15 protein-coding genes and 1 tRNA gene are annotated in these 16,728 nt (G+C 66.2%); 6 read left to right on the top strand and 10 right to left on the bottom strand.

Annotation, left to right across the window (positions count from 1 at the left end; all coding sequences use genetic code 11):
- Window position 1 precedes the first annotated feature (1 nt).
- Window positions 2-1,600: an FAD-binding oxidoreductase gene (locus ACQP1O_RS22680; RefSeq protein ID WP_433560499.1), complete on the top strand. Its 1,599-nt coding sequence runs from the start codon at window positions 2-4 to the stop codon at window positions 1,598-1,600.
- Window positions 1,601-1,826: 226 nt separating this feature from the next.
- On the opposite strand, the gene ACQP1O_RS22675 is transcribed toward ACQP1O_RS22680, so the two are convergent.
- Window positions 1,827-2,495, bottom strand: a complete 669-nt coding sequence (locus tag ACQP1O_RS22675) for a hypothetical protein (RefSeq protein ID WP_433560498.1) — start codon at window positions 2,493-2,495, stop codon at window positions 1,827-1,829.
- Window positions 2,496-2,993: 498 nt separating this feature from the next.
- Between ACQP1O_RS22675 and ACQP1O_RS22670 the strand changes: the two genes are divergently transcribed.
- Window positions 2,994-3,752, top strand: coding sequence for a class I SAM-dependent methyltransferase (locus tag ACQP1O_RS22670; RefSeq protein WP_433560497.1), 759 nt, complete (start codon window positions 2,994-2,996; stop codon window positions 3,750-3,752).
- A gap of 48 nt (window positions 3,753-3,800) precedes the next feature.
- Here the strand turns inward: ACQP1O_RS22670 and ACQP1O_RS22665 are convergent, their stop codons facing one another.
- The gene (locus ACQP1O_RS22665) at window positions 3,801-4,496 is read right to left on the bottom strand and encodes a TetR/AcrR family transcriptional regulator (protein WP_433560496.1); all 696 of its coding nucleotides are present in this window, start codon (window positions 4,494-4,496) and stop codon (window positions 3,801-3,803) included.
- 266 nt (window positions 4,497-4,762) lie between these two features.
- Between ACQP1O_RS22665 and ACQP1O_RS22660 the strand changes: the two genes are divergently transcribed.
- From ACQP1O_RS22660 to ACQP1O_RS22650, 3 genes are all read left to right on the top strand, one after another.
- Window positions 4,763-5,281 carry a hypothetical protein gene (locus ACQP1O_RS22660; RefSeq protein ID WP_433560495.1) on the top strand — a complete coding sequence of 173 codons (519 nt, stop codon included), beginning with the start codon at window positions 4,763-4,765 and terminating at the stop codon, window positions 5,279-5,281.
- A gap of 781 nt (window positions 5,282-6,062) precedes the next feature.
- Window positions 6,063-6,536 (top strand): hypothetical protein, encoded by a 474-nt coding sequence (locus tag ACQP1O_RS22655; RefSeq protein ID WP_433560494.1) that lies wholly within the window; start codon window positions 6,063-6,065, stop codon window positions 6,534-6,536.
- A gap of 64 nt (window positions 6,537-6,600) precedes the next feature.
- Window positions 6,601-6,674, top strand: a tRNA-Met gene (locus tag ACQP1O_RS22650).
- Between the two features lie 236 nt (window positions 6,675-6,910).
- Here ACQP1O_RS22650 and ACQP1O_RS22645 read toward each other — a convergent pair.
- From ACQP1O_RS22645 to ACQP1O_RS22615, 7 genes are all read right to left on the bottom strand, one after another.
- Window positions 6,911-7,669: a hypothetical protein gene (locus ACQP1O_RS22645; RefSeq protein WP_433560493.1), complete on the bottom strand. Its 759-nt coding sequence runs from the start codon at window positions 7,667-7,669 to the stop codon at window positions 6,911-6,913.
- A gap of 16 nt (window positions 7,670-7,685) precedes the next feature.
- Window positions 7,686-8,300 carry an RBBP9/YdeN family alpha/beta hydrolase gene (locus ACQP1O_RS22640; RefSeq protein WP_433560492.1) on the bottom strand — a complete coding sequence of 205 codons (615 nt, stop codon included), beginning with the start codon at window positions 8,298-8,300 and terminating at the stop codon, window positions 7,686-7,688.
- Window positions 8,297-9,121, bottom strand: a complete 825-nt coding sequence (locus ACQP1O_RS22635) for an SDR family NAD(P)-dependent oxidoreductase (RefSeq protein ID WP_433560491.1) — start codon at window positions 9,119-9,121, stop codon at window positions 8,297-8,299. The genes ACQP1O_RS22640 and ACQP1O_RS22635 overlap by 4 nt, the downstream gene beginning before the upstream one ends.
- Window positions 9,122-9,183: 62 nt before the next feature.
- Window positions 9,184-10,737, bottom strand: a complete 1,554-nt coding sequence (locus ACQP1O_RS22630) for a long-chain-fatty-acid--CoA ligase (RefSeq protein ID WP_433560490.1) — start codon at window positions 10,735-10,737, stop codon at window positions 9,184-9,186.
- Window positions 10,738-10,745: 8 nt separating this feature from the next.
- Entirely contained in the window at window positions 10,746-12,086 is a 1,341-nt protein-coding gene (locus ACQP1O_RS22625) for an MFS transporter (protein WP_433560489.1), read from the bottom strand.
- A gap of 76 nt (window positions 12,087-12,162) precedes the next feature.
- The gene (locus ACQP1O_RS22620; RefSeq protein ID WP_433560488.1) at window positions 12,163-13,212 is read right to left on the bottom strand and encodes a 3-keto-5-aminohexanoate cleavage protein; all 1,050 of its coding nucleotides are present in this window, start codon (window positions 13,210-13,212) and stop codon (window positions 12,163-12,165) included.
- A 45-nt stretch (window positions 13,213-13,257) separates the two neighbouring features.
- On the bottom strand, window positions 13,258-13,608 hold the full coding sequence (locus ACQP1O_RS22615) for a carboxymuconolactone decarboxylase family protein (protein ID WP_433567754.1): 351 nt from the start codon (window positions 13,606-13,608) through the stop codon (window positions 13,258-13,260).
- A gap of 161 nt (window positions 13,609-13,769) precedes the next feature.
- Here ACQP1O_RS22615 and ACQP1O_RS22610 point away from each other — a divergent pair, with 161 nt between their 5' ends.
- Complete coding sequence (locus tag ACQP1O_RS22610; RefSeq protein WP_433560487.1) at window positions 13,770-14,756, top strand: AraC family transcriptional regulator; 987 nt, start codon at window positions 13,770-13,772, stop codon at window positions 14,754-14,756.
- A 44-nt stretch (window positions 14,757-14,800) separates the two neighbouring features.
- Here ACQP1O_RS22610 and ACQP1O_RS22605 read toward each other — a convergent pair whose 3' ends face one another.
- Complete coding sequence (locus ACQP1O_RS22605) at window positions 14,801-16,711, bottom strand: glycoside hydrolase family 9 protein (RefSeq protein WP_433567753.1); 1,911 nt, start codon at window positions 16,709-16,711, stop codon at window positions 14,801-14,803.
- Between the last annotated feature and the right edge of the window lie 17 nt (window positions 16,712-16,728).

Genomic DNA, 16,728 nt, shown 5'->3' with positions numbered 1-16,728 from the left:
CATGGCAACCAGATCGTGGTGGGGATGGGGCACCGTCGAGGACGCCGTCACCGGCGCCGAACGCACCGCACTCACCCAGCGGATCGCGGCCCTGCTGCCCGGCGCCGACCTCACCATCCACCAGCCACCCGAGCTCACCGCACTCCCGATCCCGCAACCCCGCACCCGCGCCCCGCAGGCCCTGGCCGGGATCGCCTCCTACGACACCGCCGACCGTGTCCTGCACGGCCACGGGCAGGCCTTCCGCGACATCGTGCGCAACCTGCTCGGCCGCATCGGCGACGTCCCCGACCTGGTCGTGCGGCCGCGCACCGAGCAGGACGTCGTCGATGTCCTCGACTGGTGCGCCGGTGCAGGACTCGCGGTCATCCCCTTCGGCGGCGGCACCTCGGTCGTGGGCGGCGTCGAACCCCGCGACTGCCGCGACTATCCCGGCACCGTCGCGCTCGATCTCACCGCGCTCGACCAGGTCCTCGAGATCGACCGCACCAGCCGCGCGGCCCGCATCCAGACCGGAATCCTCGGGCCCGCACTGGAATCCGCGCTGCGACCCCACGACCTGACCCTGCGGCACTTCCCGCAATCGTTCGAGTTCTCCACCCTCGGCGGCTGGCTCGCCACCCGCGCCGGCGGACACTACGCCACCCTCTACACCCACATCGACGACCTGCTCGAATCCATGCGCGTCGTCACCCCCGTCGGGGTCAGCGAATCGCGGCGGCTGCCCGCCTCCGGCGCCGGGCCGGCCCCCGACCGCCTGTTCCTCGGCTCGGAGGGCACCCTCGGCGTCATCACCGAAGCGTGGATGCGGCTGCAGGATCGGCCCCGCTGGCGCGCGAAGGCCTCGGTCCTGTTCGACGACTACCGCGCCGCCGTCGACGCCACCCGCACCCTGGCCCAATCCGGGCTGAACCCGGCCAACTGCCGGCTGCTCGACCCCGCCGAAGCATTCCTCAACGCCGGAGTCGCCGCCGCCGGCGGAGTCCTGGTCCTCGGATTCGAATCCGCCGACCACCCCGTCGACGATTCCCTGCGGCGTGCCGTCGAGATCTGCGCCGGGTTCGGCGGCCGCACCCGCGACGAGGCACCCGCCACCGCACCCGACACCGACCCCTCCGACATCTGGCGCTCGTCGTTCCTGCGCATGCCCTACCAGCGCGACGCCCTCGCCGCCCAGTCGATGATCACCGAAACCTTCGAAACCGCCTGCACCTGGGACCGATTCGACCAGCTGCGCGCCGCCGTCGAGACCGCCGCCGCCGACGCATTCCGGTCCACCGGTGTCACCGGCGTGCTGACCTGCCGGTTCACCCACGTCTATCCCGACGGGCCCGCACCCTACTTCGGCGTGTACGCCGCCGGCCGGTGGGGGAGCACCGTCGAACAGTGGGACGAGATCAAAACCGCTGTCTCCGAAGCGATTTCCGCCAACTGTGGCACCATCACCCACCATCACGCCGTCGGCCGCGACCACCGGCCCTGGTACGACCGGGAACGACCCGGCCCGTTCGCCACCGCGCTGCGCGCCACCAAACACGCCCTCGACCCCGCATGGATCCTCAACCCGGGCGTCCTCATCGACCGCGAGCAGCTGTCGTGACCAACAATCATCTGCTCGAACGGTTCAGCGCCCGGTGCGGCCGGGTTCGTCCGGCCGGTCCCTGACCGCCGGCAAGGCCACCCTCCTCATCGGCCCCGACATGGAGATCGCCCGCGCGCCGCGGTGGCCGACACTGCCGTGCGGCTGCCGGAGTGGGGCGGTATCCGCCGTTCCGGCCTCCACGATCCTCGCCACATCCCGCTGATACCGCTGCGCCGCGGACCGGTCAGCGCAGGGAGTAGACGTAGCGGCTGGTCGGGATGACGTCGAGGTCGCGGTCGGCGCCGAAACGCGCGATGCTGTCGAGCATGCGGGTACAGCGACGCTCGAGTTCGGTGTCGTCACCGCCACTTCCCCAGTAGGCGTGCGGATCCGACATGGCCGCCATCGGGAACAGTTCCTCGACAACGGCGTCCACCCGCCCGCCGGGGGTGATCGAGCCCAGCACCGGATTCTGGATGTAGCCCAGACTGGCCTGGTTGTCCAGCGCGACCTGGGTGTGGTCGCCGATCCAGTTCTCCAGCCACTGCGCCCGGGTCATCCCCGCCGGAATCCTCATCACCGCGATGCGCGCCAATGCGTCGGCGCGGACACCGCTGTCGGTGCGCGGCGGGCGCAACGGGGTGAGCTCGTCGACGACGAACCCGTCGAGCCGATCGGCCAGCGGCCGCAGCAGTGCGGTGATCTGATCGGGATCCTCGACCCCACGCAGCGTCACCACGGCGTCGACGGGTGTGTCGTAGGTGCACATCCACAGCTCGGCCGCGGCGACGTACTCGTCACGGATATTCACCTGCAGTTCGCTGACACCACGGTAGGACAGCGCCCGCCGCAGTTCGCCATCATGCAGGCTCGTCTTCAATTCGGCCCCCCACAGCAAATACGTCAGTTTCATAGCCCTGCTACCCGGAATGTGATGCTGATCATCGAACCAACCGGACAGTAACCCAGCCTTCGGGCCGACGACCGGCCCGTGTCCCACTGAGCGGAACTGCCGACACCGCGAACCAACTCGCTGCGGCGGCAACAGTTTCCACCATCCAGCCAATCGACCACGCTGCGTCACTGTGACGTATCGAATGCCGAGAAATCAGGGTGGGAAAGCGGCGGCAGCCGGAGGGGTAGGGGTACACGCAGCCACGCCATCGGCCACGATCACCAATCTCGGTCGAATCAGAAAATTCCACCAGAAGCCAAATACGCCAAAGGATTTCAATTCGCCAGAAGCATATTCGGCGCCGAACACGAAAAGAACAACAGCACCGGCCAAGCGCCGGTGGTGCAACAACTAAACTGATGATCCGAGAACCGACGCGCCACCATCGGAACCAATTTGGTCTCATCGCTGGCACGACCCTTCAGATGTTGCCCATCCGCAATCGAAGGAGGAGTCATGGGCACGGAACCGAAACACACCGATCAGCCAGACTTCGAAGCGCTGTACCACGACACGTCATCGGAACAGGATGCTCCCGCGTTGATCCCCTGGGACATCGGCGGCCCACAGCCGGTGGTACAGCAGCTGGTGGCCTACGGCGCGGTACGGGGCGAGGTGCTCGACCCCGGAACCGGCCCGGGACATCACGCGATCTACTACGCATCCAAGGGCTACTCGGTCACCGGTATCGACTCCTCGCCCTCGGCGATCGAGCGGGCCAAGCGCAACGCCGAGCGGGCCGAGGTGACCGTGGACTTCCAGGTGGCCGATGCCACCAAACTCGAGGGCTTGGAGAATCGGTTCGACACCGTCATCGACAGCGCGTTCTACCACGTGTTCCTCGACGACGAAGAAACCCAGATCCGGTACGCGCAGGCCCTGCACCGCGCCACCAGACCGGCGGCGCGACTGTTCATGTTCGAATTCGGCCGCCACAACGTCAACGGCCTCCAGCTCGAAGGATTGCCGGCGGAGAATTTCGACCGCGTGCTCTCCGCGACCGGGTGGGTCATCGACCACCTGGGAACCACCACCTACCAGGCCAACTTCAGCCCCGAGACGTTCGCCTACATGACCAAGGAGATGAGCGACGACCCCCGATGGGCCGATCGGATGAAGCCGATGATGGAACAACTCCAGATCATCGGGCCGCTGCTGAAGAACAACCGGGTGCACATACCCGTGTGGGCCGTGGCCGCCACCCGCCTCGACTAACCCTGCCGAGCCGCCGCATACCCCCGAATGGTTCAGGTCGGCGCCGGGTCATTCCCCCAACGCTGCCGGAGACGCCTCCGGGGCACCGGAGATGATGCCGATCACCGTTGCGACGATCTGGCCTTCGGGATCGCTGAGGCGCGGCAACGACGCCCTGTCCACCAACAGAGATCCCAGAGTGAGATCGACCAGTTCGGCACCGACCTGTTCGGCGGATCTGCGCCCTTCCGGCTCGAACCACGTCCACGCCCATTGCGCGGCACCGAAAATGAGCAGGCTCCGGATGCTGGTATCGACGGGCCGGAAGTCACCGGACGCGATACCCGCGTCCAGGACGCCGAGCAGGATTCCGATGTAATGCCTGCGCAGCTTGCGCCCCTCGGAATCCTCATCCTCCTGCGCGAGCCGTGCGACCTCGCGCTGGAATGCGACAGTGCCATTTCGGTCGTGCACCTGATACAGCATGGCCGCGTGCAGCAGCCCGGCCAGCTGCTCGGGCGGTGTAGCGAAGGTCGACACGATTCGCTCCGCCTCAGCGATACGGCGCCGCATATAGGAAACGTGCAGAGCCTCCATCAACCGCGCCTTCGTGCCGTAATGATGCACGATCAAGCCCTGCGAGATACCCAGCTCGCTGGCGACACCGCTGAAACTCGTTCCGTCATAGCCCTTCTCGGCGACATGGCGCGTGAAAATATCGAGAATCGCGCCTGACTTGCCCGGTCCCACCGCACGTTCATTCACCGATCCCGCCCCTCCTCGTCCAAAATTTCCGGACACCCTCGCACCGACCGACTACTCGACTAGTCGTTGACTGAGTACGCAGTCAGTATTAGCATAATGCCCCGAGTCGCAGCGGCGCGTTCTCTACATCAACCATTCACCGCGAAAAGTTGACTTACCGCCCATGTATCACCACGTCCATTCCACCGAGGCCGTCATTGAGCGACGAGCTTTCGCACCTATCGCATGACGACCAGCTCCTCTGGCAGCGTCACCTGTGGTCACCCATGAGCACGGGTGTAGCGGCGTACGGGGATCAGGCGACGGATGCGGCGTCCCTGCTGTCGCCGGACCAACTACTGGCCGCGATCGCCGGGCGGCTCACCGAGCCGTTCCCGCTCATCACGTGGGCCAGAGAACTCGGCGATCTGCACGCCGCGCTGATTTCGGCGGTTCTGAATCCGCGGCGGAACGTACCGGAGGTCACCGAGGCGGCGCTGTGCGCGGATATCGCGAAGGTCATCGACAAGATCAACTCCTGGGCCGCGTCCACCGTGCGCCACAGCCGGTGCGCCCGCCGCCACACGCATACCTTCGGCGAGGTGATCAGCCATGTGGCCAAGACCTACGCCGAGGCATGGTGGACGGTGCTGCACAGCGACTGCGAGGAGCTGCGGCACTCCGCATGGGTCCATCTCGGCGAAGTTCGTGACGGCTACGCCCACCTCATCGGCGACATCCGGGCAGGGCGCGTCCAACTCCCACTGGGCTGGCGAGGCATCGGGCGCACCCAGCCCGCGGGATAAGGCCCATCCCGGAGCTTGCCGGCACCGGAGAGCTGATCCGGCAGCGAGTTCGCCCTGATAGCAACAGATTCCACCATCCAGCCAGTCCAGATTAATACGTCACTGTGACGATCAATGGACCAGGGGCCGTGGGCCGGGGGAGCGGTCAATGGAACCAGCGGTCCAGTCGTGGGCCACACCCAGCGATTTCGGCTCGATCCGGAAATTTTCCACCAAGGGGCAAGCATGCCACAATATTTCTTGCCCACCGATTCTGTACCGTCATGTCGGCGCTCAGTGTAGTTGTTGCACACCAAGACTCTGACCTGCGGTGCAACAACTGAACTGAGCACGGATTCGCCAAACGGCTCAGTTTGGTTGTTGCATATCTGCACGTTTTCCGACTTGGCGATTCCTCGGCCTGATGGCAGAGAACCTTGCGCGCTCGAAGTGGGCAGTCGCCGCTCGGTCGTGTGCAGTCTTCGCAGTGCCGAATCCTCAATCTTGCTGCACGTAACCCTGGTTTGGTCTCCTGAACGAGATTCACTTCTGCCCAGGGTGTTTGGCTTCACGAAGGTCGGGCTCGCCTTCGCTGCCGACCGATGTGGGGCCAGGGACATCTCGGCTCGGGTCCGTCGCCACCTGCACCGACAATCGCACGGGCCGTGGCGCTTTCGTCGTCGCCGACGGGGGTCGGTGATCATATGGCCGCCGCGCGGGCGGCCCGGCTAGCGGCGCGGACCGCGGCGCGGGTGGCCGCCCGGCAGGGCGCCACGCGGGAATCGTTGCCACCCAACAGGAATTGCTCCGCGAGCTGCCCGAGGCCGGAGCCTACACCGTACTGGTCGTTGCCGTGCTTTTCCCGCCGCCGGTCACCTCGACGCCCCCTGTGACCTCGCCTGGGTGGGTGATTGCCGCGCCTACCGGTGGAACGGCCGCGTCCTGCACCGCGTCACCACCGATCATACTGTCGCCGAATACTTCCGGGCCCGCGGCCACGACCCTCTCCCCGGCATGGCCCATCTCGTCACCACCTCCGCCCCGCACCGCCCGCCCGGAGGACATCGGCCACGCCACCACCGGCTCCAGCACCGGCCGCCTGCTGCTCTGCACCGACGGCATCGGCAAGAGCCTCGCCATGCCCGCCATCAAATCGATTCTGGCCGACGCCACTTCGGGCCGGACCGCCGCCGAAACCCTCGTCGAATCCGCCCTGGCCACCGGCGGCACCGACAACACCACCACCCTCGTCGCGGACGCCTGCCCCCTGCCCTGAAAACGGGCTCTCACCAGGCGATTAGGTTCCGGCGACCGCGAGTCTGCAAGGTAGTGAACACCGACGCGGGGTGGAGCAGCTCGGTAGCTCGCTGGGCTCATAACCCAGAGGTCGCAGGTTCAAATCCTGTCCCCGCTACAAACGAGGGCGGTCCTGACCGGTAGGTTTCAGGACCGCCCTCAATCTTTGTCGAGGTTTGTGGCAACGAATTTGGCAACCGTCCGGTATGTCCGTGCCCAGTAGTCAACGAACACTACGAAACCCACTGCTACCAGTCATTTTCCGATGGACGCAACGGAACCCACGGGACGGCTGCGTTCGCTGGGGTGTCGGCCCAACGATTGTTCAGTGTTGTCGGTTCGAATCCCTGAGGGCTATTTCCCGGGTGTGGTCGTTTGTGCCGGGTCTTTGCAGTAGACGGTGTCGGGCGGGCAGGGGGCGAGGATCGTTGAGAAGTATTGGATCGCGGAGAACAGGGTGATGGGGCCGCCAGCGATGACCAGGCCGATCATGGAGCCGACGGCGCCGAGGGTGGCGGCGCCCAGGACACAGCCTGCGATGGTGGCTCCGACGAAGGGCACCAGCAGGACGAGGAGCGGGCTGCTGACCGTGGCCCCGGCGGCCGCTCCGACCAGGCAGCCGGCGCCCGCGCCGAGCACCGCGCCCAGTACGGCGCTGACTGCGGCGCCGATGGCGGCGCGTTGGGCGAAGACGCCCAGGGCTTGGGTGTCGCGCGGTGTGAAGGATTCGGCCACCTGGGTCGCGGCCTGGTCGGTCGTGATGATCTGGTCGCGGGTGGCCGCCTGGATCGGCTGGCCGTGGCTTCGATCGGGGGTGAGTGTTGCTGTGGCGCCGTCGATTCGCGCGGTGATCGGGTAGGCGGTGTTGTCGATGCGGTAGGTGAGTGGGATGGCGGCGACCGCTTGCCGGTCGCGGTCCACGAGGACGAGTTGGTCTGCGGCAGCGTGTAGTTCGCCGCCGCTGATGGTCAGGACGGCGGCGTCGCCTCGACGGGTGACCTCGTAGTGCACGGCGGCGTTGTCGTCGCCGGGTTGCGGGGCGGCGTTGGCGGTGGCGGCGGCGAGCACGAGCGCGGTCGTGGCGAGCGCGGCGGTGGCGGTGGTTTTCCTCATCAGGTGGTTCCTTGGTTCATCGATGGTGCATGACTGCGGAGTGCCTTGTGGGCGAGATCAATTCGTTGAGCAGTTGTGCTGCTCGGGGCCAGGGTCCATACCCGGCGGTGGGGTCCAGATGTCCGACCGGGCCGAGTTCCACGGGGCGGCTGCCCCAGGATTCGGCGAGACCGGTGACACGCCGGTGGCTGGCGTAGGGATCGTTGGCGCTGCTGGCCAGGATGGTGGGAAACGGCAGCGTGCTACGGGGGACTGGGGACCAGCCGTGAGTGCACCCGAGTCGGCGAAGACGCGAATCGTCGCCGGGTGGATGTTCGAAGTCCGGTGGTGTGACCAGCAATGCCGCGCGGATCGGCCGGTTCGATCGTTGTGCCCAGTGCGCGACGGTCAGGACACCCGCGCCATGGGCGGTCAGGACGATCTCGCCGGACAGCGTCGACACCACGTCCGACAGGTTCGCTACCCATGCCTTCCGATCCAGGTGAGCGCCCACGGGCGGTCGCGGCACGGTTCGAGCGTGGGGCCGGGCGGCGGCCAGGGTGTTCAGCCAGTGGTTCGAGGACCGGTCGTCGAGTCCGGGAACGATGACGAGAGCGGGCTCGGTGGAGTCGCTCAGGGGTGCGCGGGTCACATCACGGCCCCGCCGTTGGGGCTGATGACCTGTCCGGTGAGGTAGTGATCGTCACCGGCGAGGTAGACGGCCAGGGATGCGTACTCCTCGGGCGTCCCCAGCCGCCCGACGGGGATCAGCTGGTACAGGTTGCGTTTCTGTTCGTCGGTGGCCGTGGCGAGGTATGTCTGGAACGGTGGCGTGGCGACGGCGCCGCACGCGATGGCGTTGACCAGGACACCGGCTCCGGCGACGTCGAGGGCGACGGTCTTGGTGAGGCTGGCGACCGCGGCTTTGGTGGCCGAATAGCCGGGACTATGCGTGCTCGCCGCGGAAATCCCGGCGATGGAGGTGATATTGATGATCCGGCCGTGGCGCCGCGGCTCCATGTGCCGCAACGCGGCGCGTGTGCACCAGAACACGCCGTGCACGTTCACATTCCACCATTTCAGCCAGTCGTCGTCGGTGAGACTTGTTGTGATACCGAGAGATTGGCGTTCGGCCGGCGTGGTCAGAAACGCGTAGTGCCGGTTGCGGCGTGCTTCCTCGGCCGGGGAGTCGGGCACGAGCGCGGCGTTGTTGACCAGGATGTCGAGGCTGCCGAAATGGTCCGCGGCCCCGTGGAACATCTGGTCGACCGCGTCTCGGTCGGAGACGTCGACCCGGGCCGGTAGGCACCGGCGGCCAATCGCGTGGATCTCGTCGGTGACGGCTGCGAGGGTGTCGGGCCGGATGTCGCAGGCGACGATGTCGGCGCCCGCGCGGGCCATCGCCACCGCGATCGCCCTGCCCAGTCCCTGGCCCGCGCCGGTTACCACGGCGGTCCTGTTGGATAGTGGCATTGTGTTCTCGCTTTCGGTGCTCTCTCGCATCCGGCGTAAATGAGCTTGCCGCGCAGGAATTTTCAGCTGCTGGTGCGGAGTTCGCGTTTGAGGATTTTGCCGGTGGAGGTCATCGGCAGCGTGGGGACGAATTCGATATGGCGGGGGTATTTGTAGGCGGCCATACGTTGTCTGGCCCAGTCGATGAGCGATGCCTCCGACGGGTCTGTCCCGGGGGCCGCGATGACGTACGCCTTGATTTCCTCGCCGTGGCTTCGGTGGGGGATTCCGATGACCGCGGCCAGGGATACCGCTTCGTGGGTCATCAGGACTTCTTCGATTTCACGGGGGTAGACGTTGAGTCCGCCGCGCAGGATCATGTCCTTGGCGCGGTCGACGATGTAGTAGTAGCCGTCGGGGTCGCGGCGGGCCAGATCGCCGGTGCGGAACCAGCCGTCGTGCATGACTTCGGCTGTGGCGCCGGGGTTTCGGTAGTAGCCCTTCATGACGTCGTGGCCGCGGACGGCGATCTCACCGACGGTGTCGTCCGCCGTGATCGGGTTCCGGTCGTCGTCGAGTAGACGCACGTCCACACCCCACACCGGCTTGCCGATCGATCCGGGTCGTGGTCCGTCGGCCGTGTCCGCGAACAGGGCGAGCGGGGAGGTCTCCGAGAGTCCGTAGCCCTCGGCGATATTCACTCCGAAGCGCTGCCGGAAGCGAGTGTGGATCTCGACGGGGAGCGCGGCGCCGCCGGAGAGCGCGAGCCGCAGATGTTCTGCGATATCGCCTGCGCTGCCGGTGTGTCCTAGGGCTTCGAGCAACGCCCAATACATGGTCGGCACACCGGCGAAGAGCGTGATCCGCTCGGCGCGCATGAGCTCCAAGGCGCCCGCGGCTTCGAAACGTGGTTGCAGCACGAGTGTCGCGCCCACCGAGAAACCGGCATTCATGATGATCGTCTGCCCGAAGGAGTGGAACAGCGGAAGCACCACCAGGCGTCGATCGTGCTGCGCGAGGTCATTGCCGAATTGCCGGTTGGCAGTGAAGGCGTTGAGCAGCATGTTCGCATGGGTCAGTTCGGCGCCCTTGGGTTTGCCGGTGGTGCCCGAGGTGTAGAGGATGACCGCCGTGTCGTCGGGATTCGTTGTCCGCATGGTGAATTCGGCGGGGTATGCCTGGATCGCGGTCGCCAGTTCGCCGGGATTCTCGACGTCCAGCGGGGCGGCGGAATCGATGAGGAACAGGTGGCGGCAGTTGGGCGCCTGGTCGAATCCGGCGCGGCCGTATGCACCGGTCGGCAGTTGCGCTGTGCCCTCGTGGCAGAAGAACGCCTTGGCATCGGAATCATCGAGGTGGTAGGCGATTTCGCGATCCTTGAGCAGGGTGTTGAGCGGCACCACCGTTGCTCCGGCCTCGAGGATGCCGTAGTAGATGATCGGGAACCACGCGATATTGGGGCAGGACAGCGCGACCTTGTCACCGGGCTGGATGTCGTGGTCGACCAGCAGCTGGGCGATTCGGTTGGCGGCGGCGTCGATCTGGGCGTAGGTCAGTCGTTGATCGCCGACGACCACGGCATCGCGGTTCGGAGTGCGCCGGGCTGTATCACCCAGCAGGACAGCGAGATTGAGCATGGGAGTCCTCACGGGAGGGTAGACGGGCCGGATGGTTCCCGGCCCGAGTCGGCGAGTCGGCGCAGTCCGGCTGGATAGGTGTAGCGGCCCAGCACGAGGAACCCGATGGCGCCGAGGTAGGCCAGCGGCACCAGGCGCAAGGAGGACGCGAGCCCGTACCGATCGGCGAGAATGCCCACGACCAGAGGCCCGAGCGCGAGTCCGAGGATGCTGTTGGCCAAGGTGACTACGGCGAGAGCCGTTGCCCGCAAGCCGGGGTGGGTCAGGCTGACCACCATCGAAGACATGGCGCCCGCTGATCCGGCGGCGGTCAGCGCACCCAGTGCGAGAACGGTCAGTTGAATCGGGCCCGTGCCGAGGCTGAAGGCCGCCGTCAGCAGGATCAGCGAGATCGTGCAGTACAACAGCGCGCTGCTCCACTGCCGCAATGGATTTCGGCGAGCCGCGCGGTCGGTGAGAATGCCGCACGCCACCATTCCGGCTCCGATGAGCAACACATACCCCGAGGCCGCGAGTCCGGCGTGGTCGGTGGGCATGGCGTAGGAGCGCTGGAAGAAACTCGGCAGCCAGGCCATCAGCGCCGCACCGACGAACAGTTGCAGGCCGCCGCCGATATAGGCGCACCACAACGGGACCGACGAGAACAAGCTGGACAGGGGTGCGCGCACCGTGTTGCTCGGCGCGGGGGAGTCTCCGTCGCCCGCCGGGGAATCGGTGAAAGTATGCCGGCGTAAAGATGATTCGGTCACCAGGACGCGGAACACCGCGACCAGCAACAGTCCCAGCGCGGCCATGACGGCGAAAGTCCAACGCCAGCCGATATGTTCGGCAATCACCCCGCCCACCGCGACACCCACCACCGATCCGAACGAGCCACCGGCGAGAAATGCCCCGCTCAACGAGGCGCGCAGTTGCGGCGCAAACACCGAAAGCATTACCGCGGCACCGACACTGCCGTACGCGGCCTCACCGACGCCGACCAGGAACCGCGCACCGAGCAACTGGTGATAATTCTCGGCGAGCGCGCACAGCAGGGTGGCCAGACTCCAGACCGTCGCCATCACCAGCATGCTGCGCACCCGCCCCCACCGGTCGGCGAGCAGCGACAGCGGGAACGTCAGCAGCCCCACCATCAGGGCGACGACGCTGGTCAATGCGCCCAGCTGTGAATCCGACAGTCCCCATTCGGATTTCAGCAACGGGAATACCGCTGAGAGCACCTGGCGGGACATGTAATCCGAGAGCAGCAGCCCGAAGGTCAGGCCGAACACGACCCAGGGGAAGATCCGCGAACGGTTGTCGGGCGGGGCGGTGATCGGCGGGTCGGACGGTGTGGTGGAGAGATCCATGGCGCTTCCTCGAGCCTGGTGGAATCAACACGTCGCGGTGCGCCGACCGGCGTCGGCGCACCTGCCTGGCGAAAGATCAAGCGTGGTGCAGGAATCCGAGCTGTCCCGGTTTCCGGTTGGGCGGGAATCCGATCTTGGCCAGCGCGTCGTCGGTGTCGGTGTAGACCTCGTCGAACTTGTAGATCTCGCGGGCTTCCTTGCAGGTGGCCACTTCCCGGCCGAGTTCACCGGCGATGCGGACCATCTGCTCGATCTGCTGCACCGAGGTCCGGCGTTCGCCCTTGCGGCCCCACAGGTTGTCCTCGATGCCGACCCGCACGTGCTGGCCCATGGCCATCGCGATGGTGCACATCGGGGTGACATTGCGCATGATGGTCTCGATGGTCAGCACCGCGCCGTCCGGGGTCCGGCGAATGAACTCCATCAGGTCGGCCGGATGGGTGCCCGCCGCGCCGCCGCCGATCGCGACGTAATTCAGGATCAGTGGCCCGGTGTAGATGCCGCGGCGGATCAGCCGCTCCACCGTCTCGAGCTGGTGTACGTGTCCCAGCATGAAATGCGGCTGGATGCCGGCGGTGGTCAAACGGCGCAGGTGCTCGATGTAGAAGTCCGGTCCCGCTTCCAGGACCATGTCGCGATATGCCTTGTACAGCACCGGATTCTGCAGTGAGGTGCCCTCGATATCGTCATCGCTGAGCAGCTCCATGACGTTCATCTGGCTGGTGTTGATGGCGATGGTGACCTGATCCGGTTTCGGGTCGAGGTCGGCCAGCAGGTGGCGGGTGTCGTAGTCCAGCCACTTGGCTTTGTCGCCGTCCTCGGGCGGCGCGAACGAAATCGACCCGCCGACCTGCAGAATCATCTCCGGCACCGCTTCGCGCAGGCGACCGAGCATCTCGTTGAACAGCTCGAGTCGCTTGGATCCGAATCCGTCGGCCTCGCGGACGTGGACGTGCAGCACCTGCGCGCCCGCGTTGTAGCAGTCCACCGCCTTCTGGACCTGCTCGTCCATCGTGACGGGAATGTCGTCGGAATCGCCGGGCAGGAACTCCGGGCCGTACGGGGCGACCTGGATAACCAGATTCTCCTGGTTCTCCGGCAGCAGCGAATCATCGAGATAATGCATGATCTTCCTTCCTGATTCTTCTGGGTTGCACTGTGCGGGGCGGGATTACGGCTGCTCCGCACGGCGACGCTGGAACGCGTCGAGTTCTTCAGCCAGAACGGGGACGCCGATATTGCAGGCGTGAATGCCCAGCACGCTGGTCAGTTGGAGAACGGCGAGGATTTCCTCGCGGGACACACCCAATTCCAGGGCGGCGCGAATATGACGGCGGACGCCCGGCGAGTACATGTGGGTGCAGGCGGCATCGACCGCGATGCACAGCAACTCCACGGTTTGCGGTGACAGCACGCCCCGGCGGATGGGCAGCGAACCCATCGACATGAACTGCTCGGTCCATTCGGGGTCCCAGTCATGCAGCTGGTCCCACAACGGATTCCAGGCACCTTGGGCGCGCATGGCTTCGACGACTGTGGTGGGGACGGACTCGGCGGTCACCGGCAGCTCCTTCGATGCGTTCTGGCGTAACTGCCGTCACGGTATTCGGGAGCACCGCATGATGCTTGACCATATGGGACGAGAAACTTGACAATCTGGGACATGGAAGCGAGGGTGAATCGATGGCCCCCATGGTCCGAAGCGCCGTCCTGTCCGGCTACGTCGATCTGGCGCTCTCGCTGGACGTCGACCCGATGCTGTTGCTGCGTTCGGTCGGTATCGGCGCCGCGGCGCTCACCGCCAGCGATCTGTGGCTGCCCGCCGACGCGCTCGACCTGTTGATGGAACGCACCGCACACGAATCGAACTGCGAGACCTTCGGGCTGCGGCTGGCCGCGCGGCGGGGCCTGGCCAATCTCGGACCGGTTGCCCTGGTGGCGCGTGAGGAGCCCGAGATTCGCAGCGCACTCACCATCGCGCTGCGTCACATCGCCCTGCACAACGAAGCGCTACGTACCCGGCTCTCCGAAACCGGCAGCCTGACAACGATTCTCATCCAGTCCGCGCCGGGATTCGTGCTCGGTCGGCAGTCCATCGAACTGACGGTCGGCGCGACCTGCCGGATCCTGCGCGAGTTCCTCGGTCAGGACTGGCACCCGCTCTCGGTCTGCTTCACCCACGGCGCACCGGCGCAGCGCACCGACGACCATCCGATCCTCGGACCCTCCATCGAATTCGACCAGAGCTTCGACGGAATCGTCTGCTACAGCCACGATCTCGATTCCGCCAACCCACTCGCCGACCCGCTGTTGCGCCCCTACGCGCGCGACTACCTGAGATCGCTGGCGGCACCCGACGAAACCATCTCCGGCCGCGTCCGGGCCATTATCGAAACTCTGCTCCCCACCCAACAGTGCTCGGCCGCCACCGTCGCCGATCACCTGGGCATGGACCGCAGAACACTGCACCGCCAACTCCAGCGCGACGGCGAATCCTTCCTCACCGTCCTCAACAGCACCCGCCTCGACCTGGCCCACCGCTATCTCACCCACCACGACCGCACCCTCAGCGATATCGCCACAGAACTCGGCTTCTCCGAACTCAGCGCCTTCTCCCGATGGTTCCGCCACCACGCCGGCCACGCACCCGGTCACCTCCGAGCCCGCTGACAATCCAGTCGTCGACAGGCCCTTGCCGCGGGGGCCGGACCTGCCTAGGCGATAGGAGATTCAGCAGCGGAGAAAGCGAAGGAGAGCAGGGCGGTGGCGGTGAAATCATCTGCGGTTTCGGCGGTCTGCCACGCGCCGGCGTGGTCCATGAAGGCACTTTCGTGCCCGTCGAACGTGGCGAAGGGGTTGCCATGGTTCGAGGGGCAGGTGCGCATGGAGGGGAACGAATTCAGATCGGCGAGCTTGTGCGATGCGTTGGGGCCGTTGACGACGCCACCACGAAGAATGCCGTTGCCCCCGTCGAGATCTCCGGCAAGATTGGCGACCTGGTGTGCCGGACAGCGCGGGAAAGTTGTGCCGGCCCCGATGACGAAGGAAGAACCCCATGGGTTGGCACCCAGCGCCCAGTTTCGTTGCTGCGTCGCGAATGCTCCGTAGCGTGGGTCTGCGGTCACCTGGCGGTACAGCACGGCGGTTGCGGCCAAGCCGAAGGTATGCGGTACGGAGTCGAAGTCGGTGATGTCGGCTCCGGCGCGGAATGGGTCGCGGGCTGCGCGGGCGCTGCCGTCGTCGAGCTGACGTGCGAGATCGGCAACAAGTTGCGCCCGGCTGACCTCGCTGCTCGAGCGGTCGGCGGCATGCAGGTGTGCGAGATCGGCGTGGGCGAGTGCGCTGACATCGCCGAGCCCGAGGGTGCCGAGGGTCTCCGAGGTGAGGTACTGCTCGGCCCAATGATCGGCTTGCTGGGTCCAGTCGGTGGTGCGGCTGTCGCGGAGAGCGTATCCGGCGAGGGCAAGTTCGGTGGCACCGAATTCCATATCGTCTTGCCAGGAGACCTCCGGGTAGAAGCTGTGCGGGAAGGCGGTGACGAGCTCGTCGCCCGGCGAGGTATCGGCGAGTTCGTAGATGTGTGCGGCTTTTTCCAGTTCCGCGCGTGCCCGCGCGGGATTGTCGGTGGCATCCAGTTGGGCTGCGAGAGCGAAGGCCGCAGCGACGCGTCCGGCCAGGTTGGGGCTGATCGGCTGTCCGGGCGGTGCGGCGCGGAAGACCGGGCGGTGTTTGATCAAGTAGTCCGGGTCACCCGCTCTGACGTGCATTGCGTCGTCGGCTTCGGGCAGCCGCCACAGGTCGTGGTCGGATCGGATGTTGCCCGAGCCGTCGTCGGTGTCGCCTTTGCCGAGTCCGACCTGAAGATAGAGGGTGCGCGACTGGTCGTCCCACATTTTGTCGAGCCAGTCCAACCCGTGGCGGGCCTCAGCGGCTAGCGATGGCCCACCGACCGGTGTGGTCCGCTGTGCCAGAAACAGACTGGCTACCGAGTAGGAGGCCGTATGGGTGAACTTGAGGAAGTCTCCCGCGTCGTTCCAACCGCCGGCGACGTCGATCGGCCCACCCACGATCTCGAGGGGCTTGGTCAAGACCTGGTCGTCGGAGTCGTAGACGGGCTTGTCGTACACGGTCGCTTGACGATCGGACAGGTGTGAAGGCTGGCGTCGAAGGTCGGTGGGAATGACTTCGGCCCCGTCTCGCTGGGCTTGGAAGTAGCGGACGTTGTCACGGATGAGCGTCCCGAACAATTCACCAGCGGGCGCGATACGGAACCGAGGAGAGACCGCAGTGACCGGGCCCGACACCTCCACACGGTAGTCACCGGGCGTCGTGAGAGGCGACAGGTCCAGCACCTGGACCGCTCCGAAGGTGTCGTTCCACTGTCCGGCGGAGTTGCCGACTCGGCCGCTGAGCGCCTCGTTTCCGGCGGTGTCCCGAACTCGGAATGTCGCTGCAGGCGTGGCGGTGTCGGTCATGAGGTAAGCGTGTTTGCTCTCGTCGGGGGTGTACCCGACCTGGTCTACGCGCACCTCGGCACGTGGGGATCCTGACCGGTCGCCGGACTCGTGGGCCGGCTGGAAGCAACCGACCGCGAGAATCGCCGGTGCAAGGCAGACAGCGAACATGCCGATCATGCGGGTAC

The sequence above is a fragment of the Nocardia sp. CA-151230 genome (assembly GCF_050942175.1).
Taxonomy (GTDB): Bacteria; Actinomycetota; Actinomycetes; order Mycobacteriales; family Mycobacteriaceae; genus Nocardia.
Note: the sequence above shows the minus strand (reverse complement) of the source record. Positions and strands in the feature narration are given on the sequence as shown.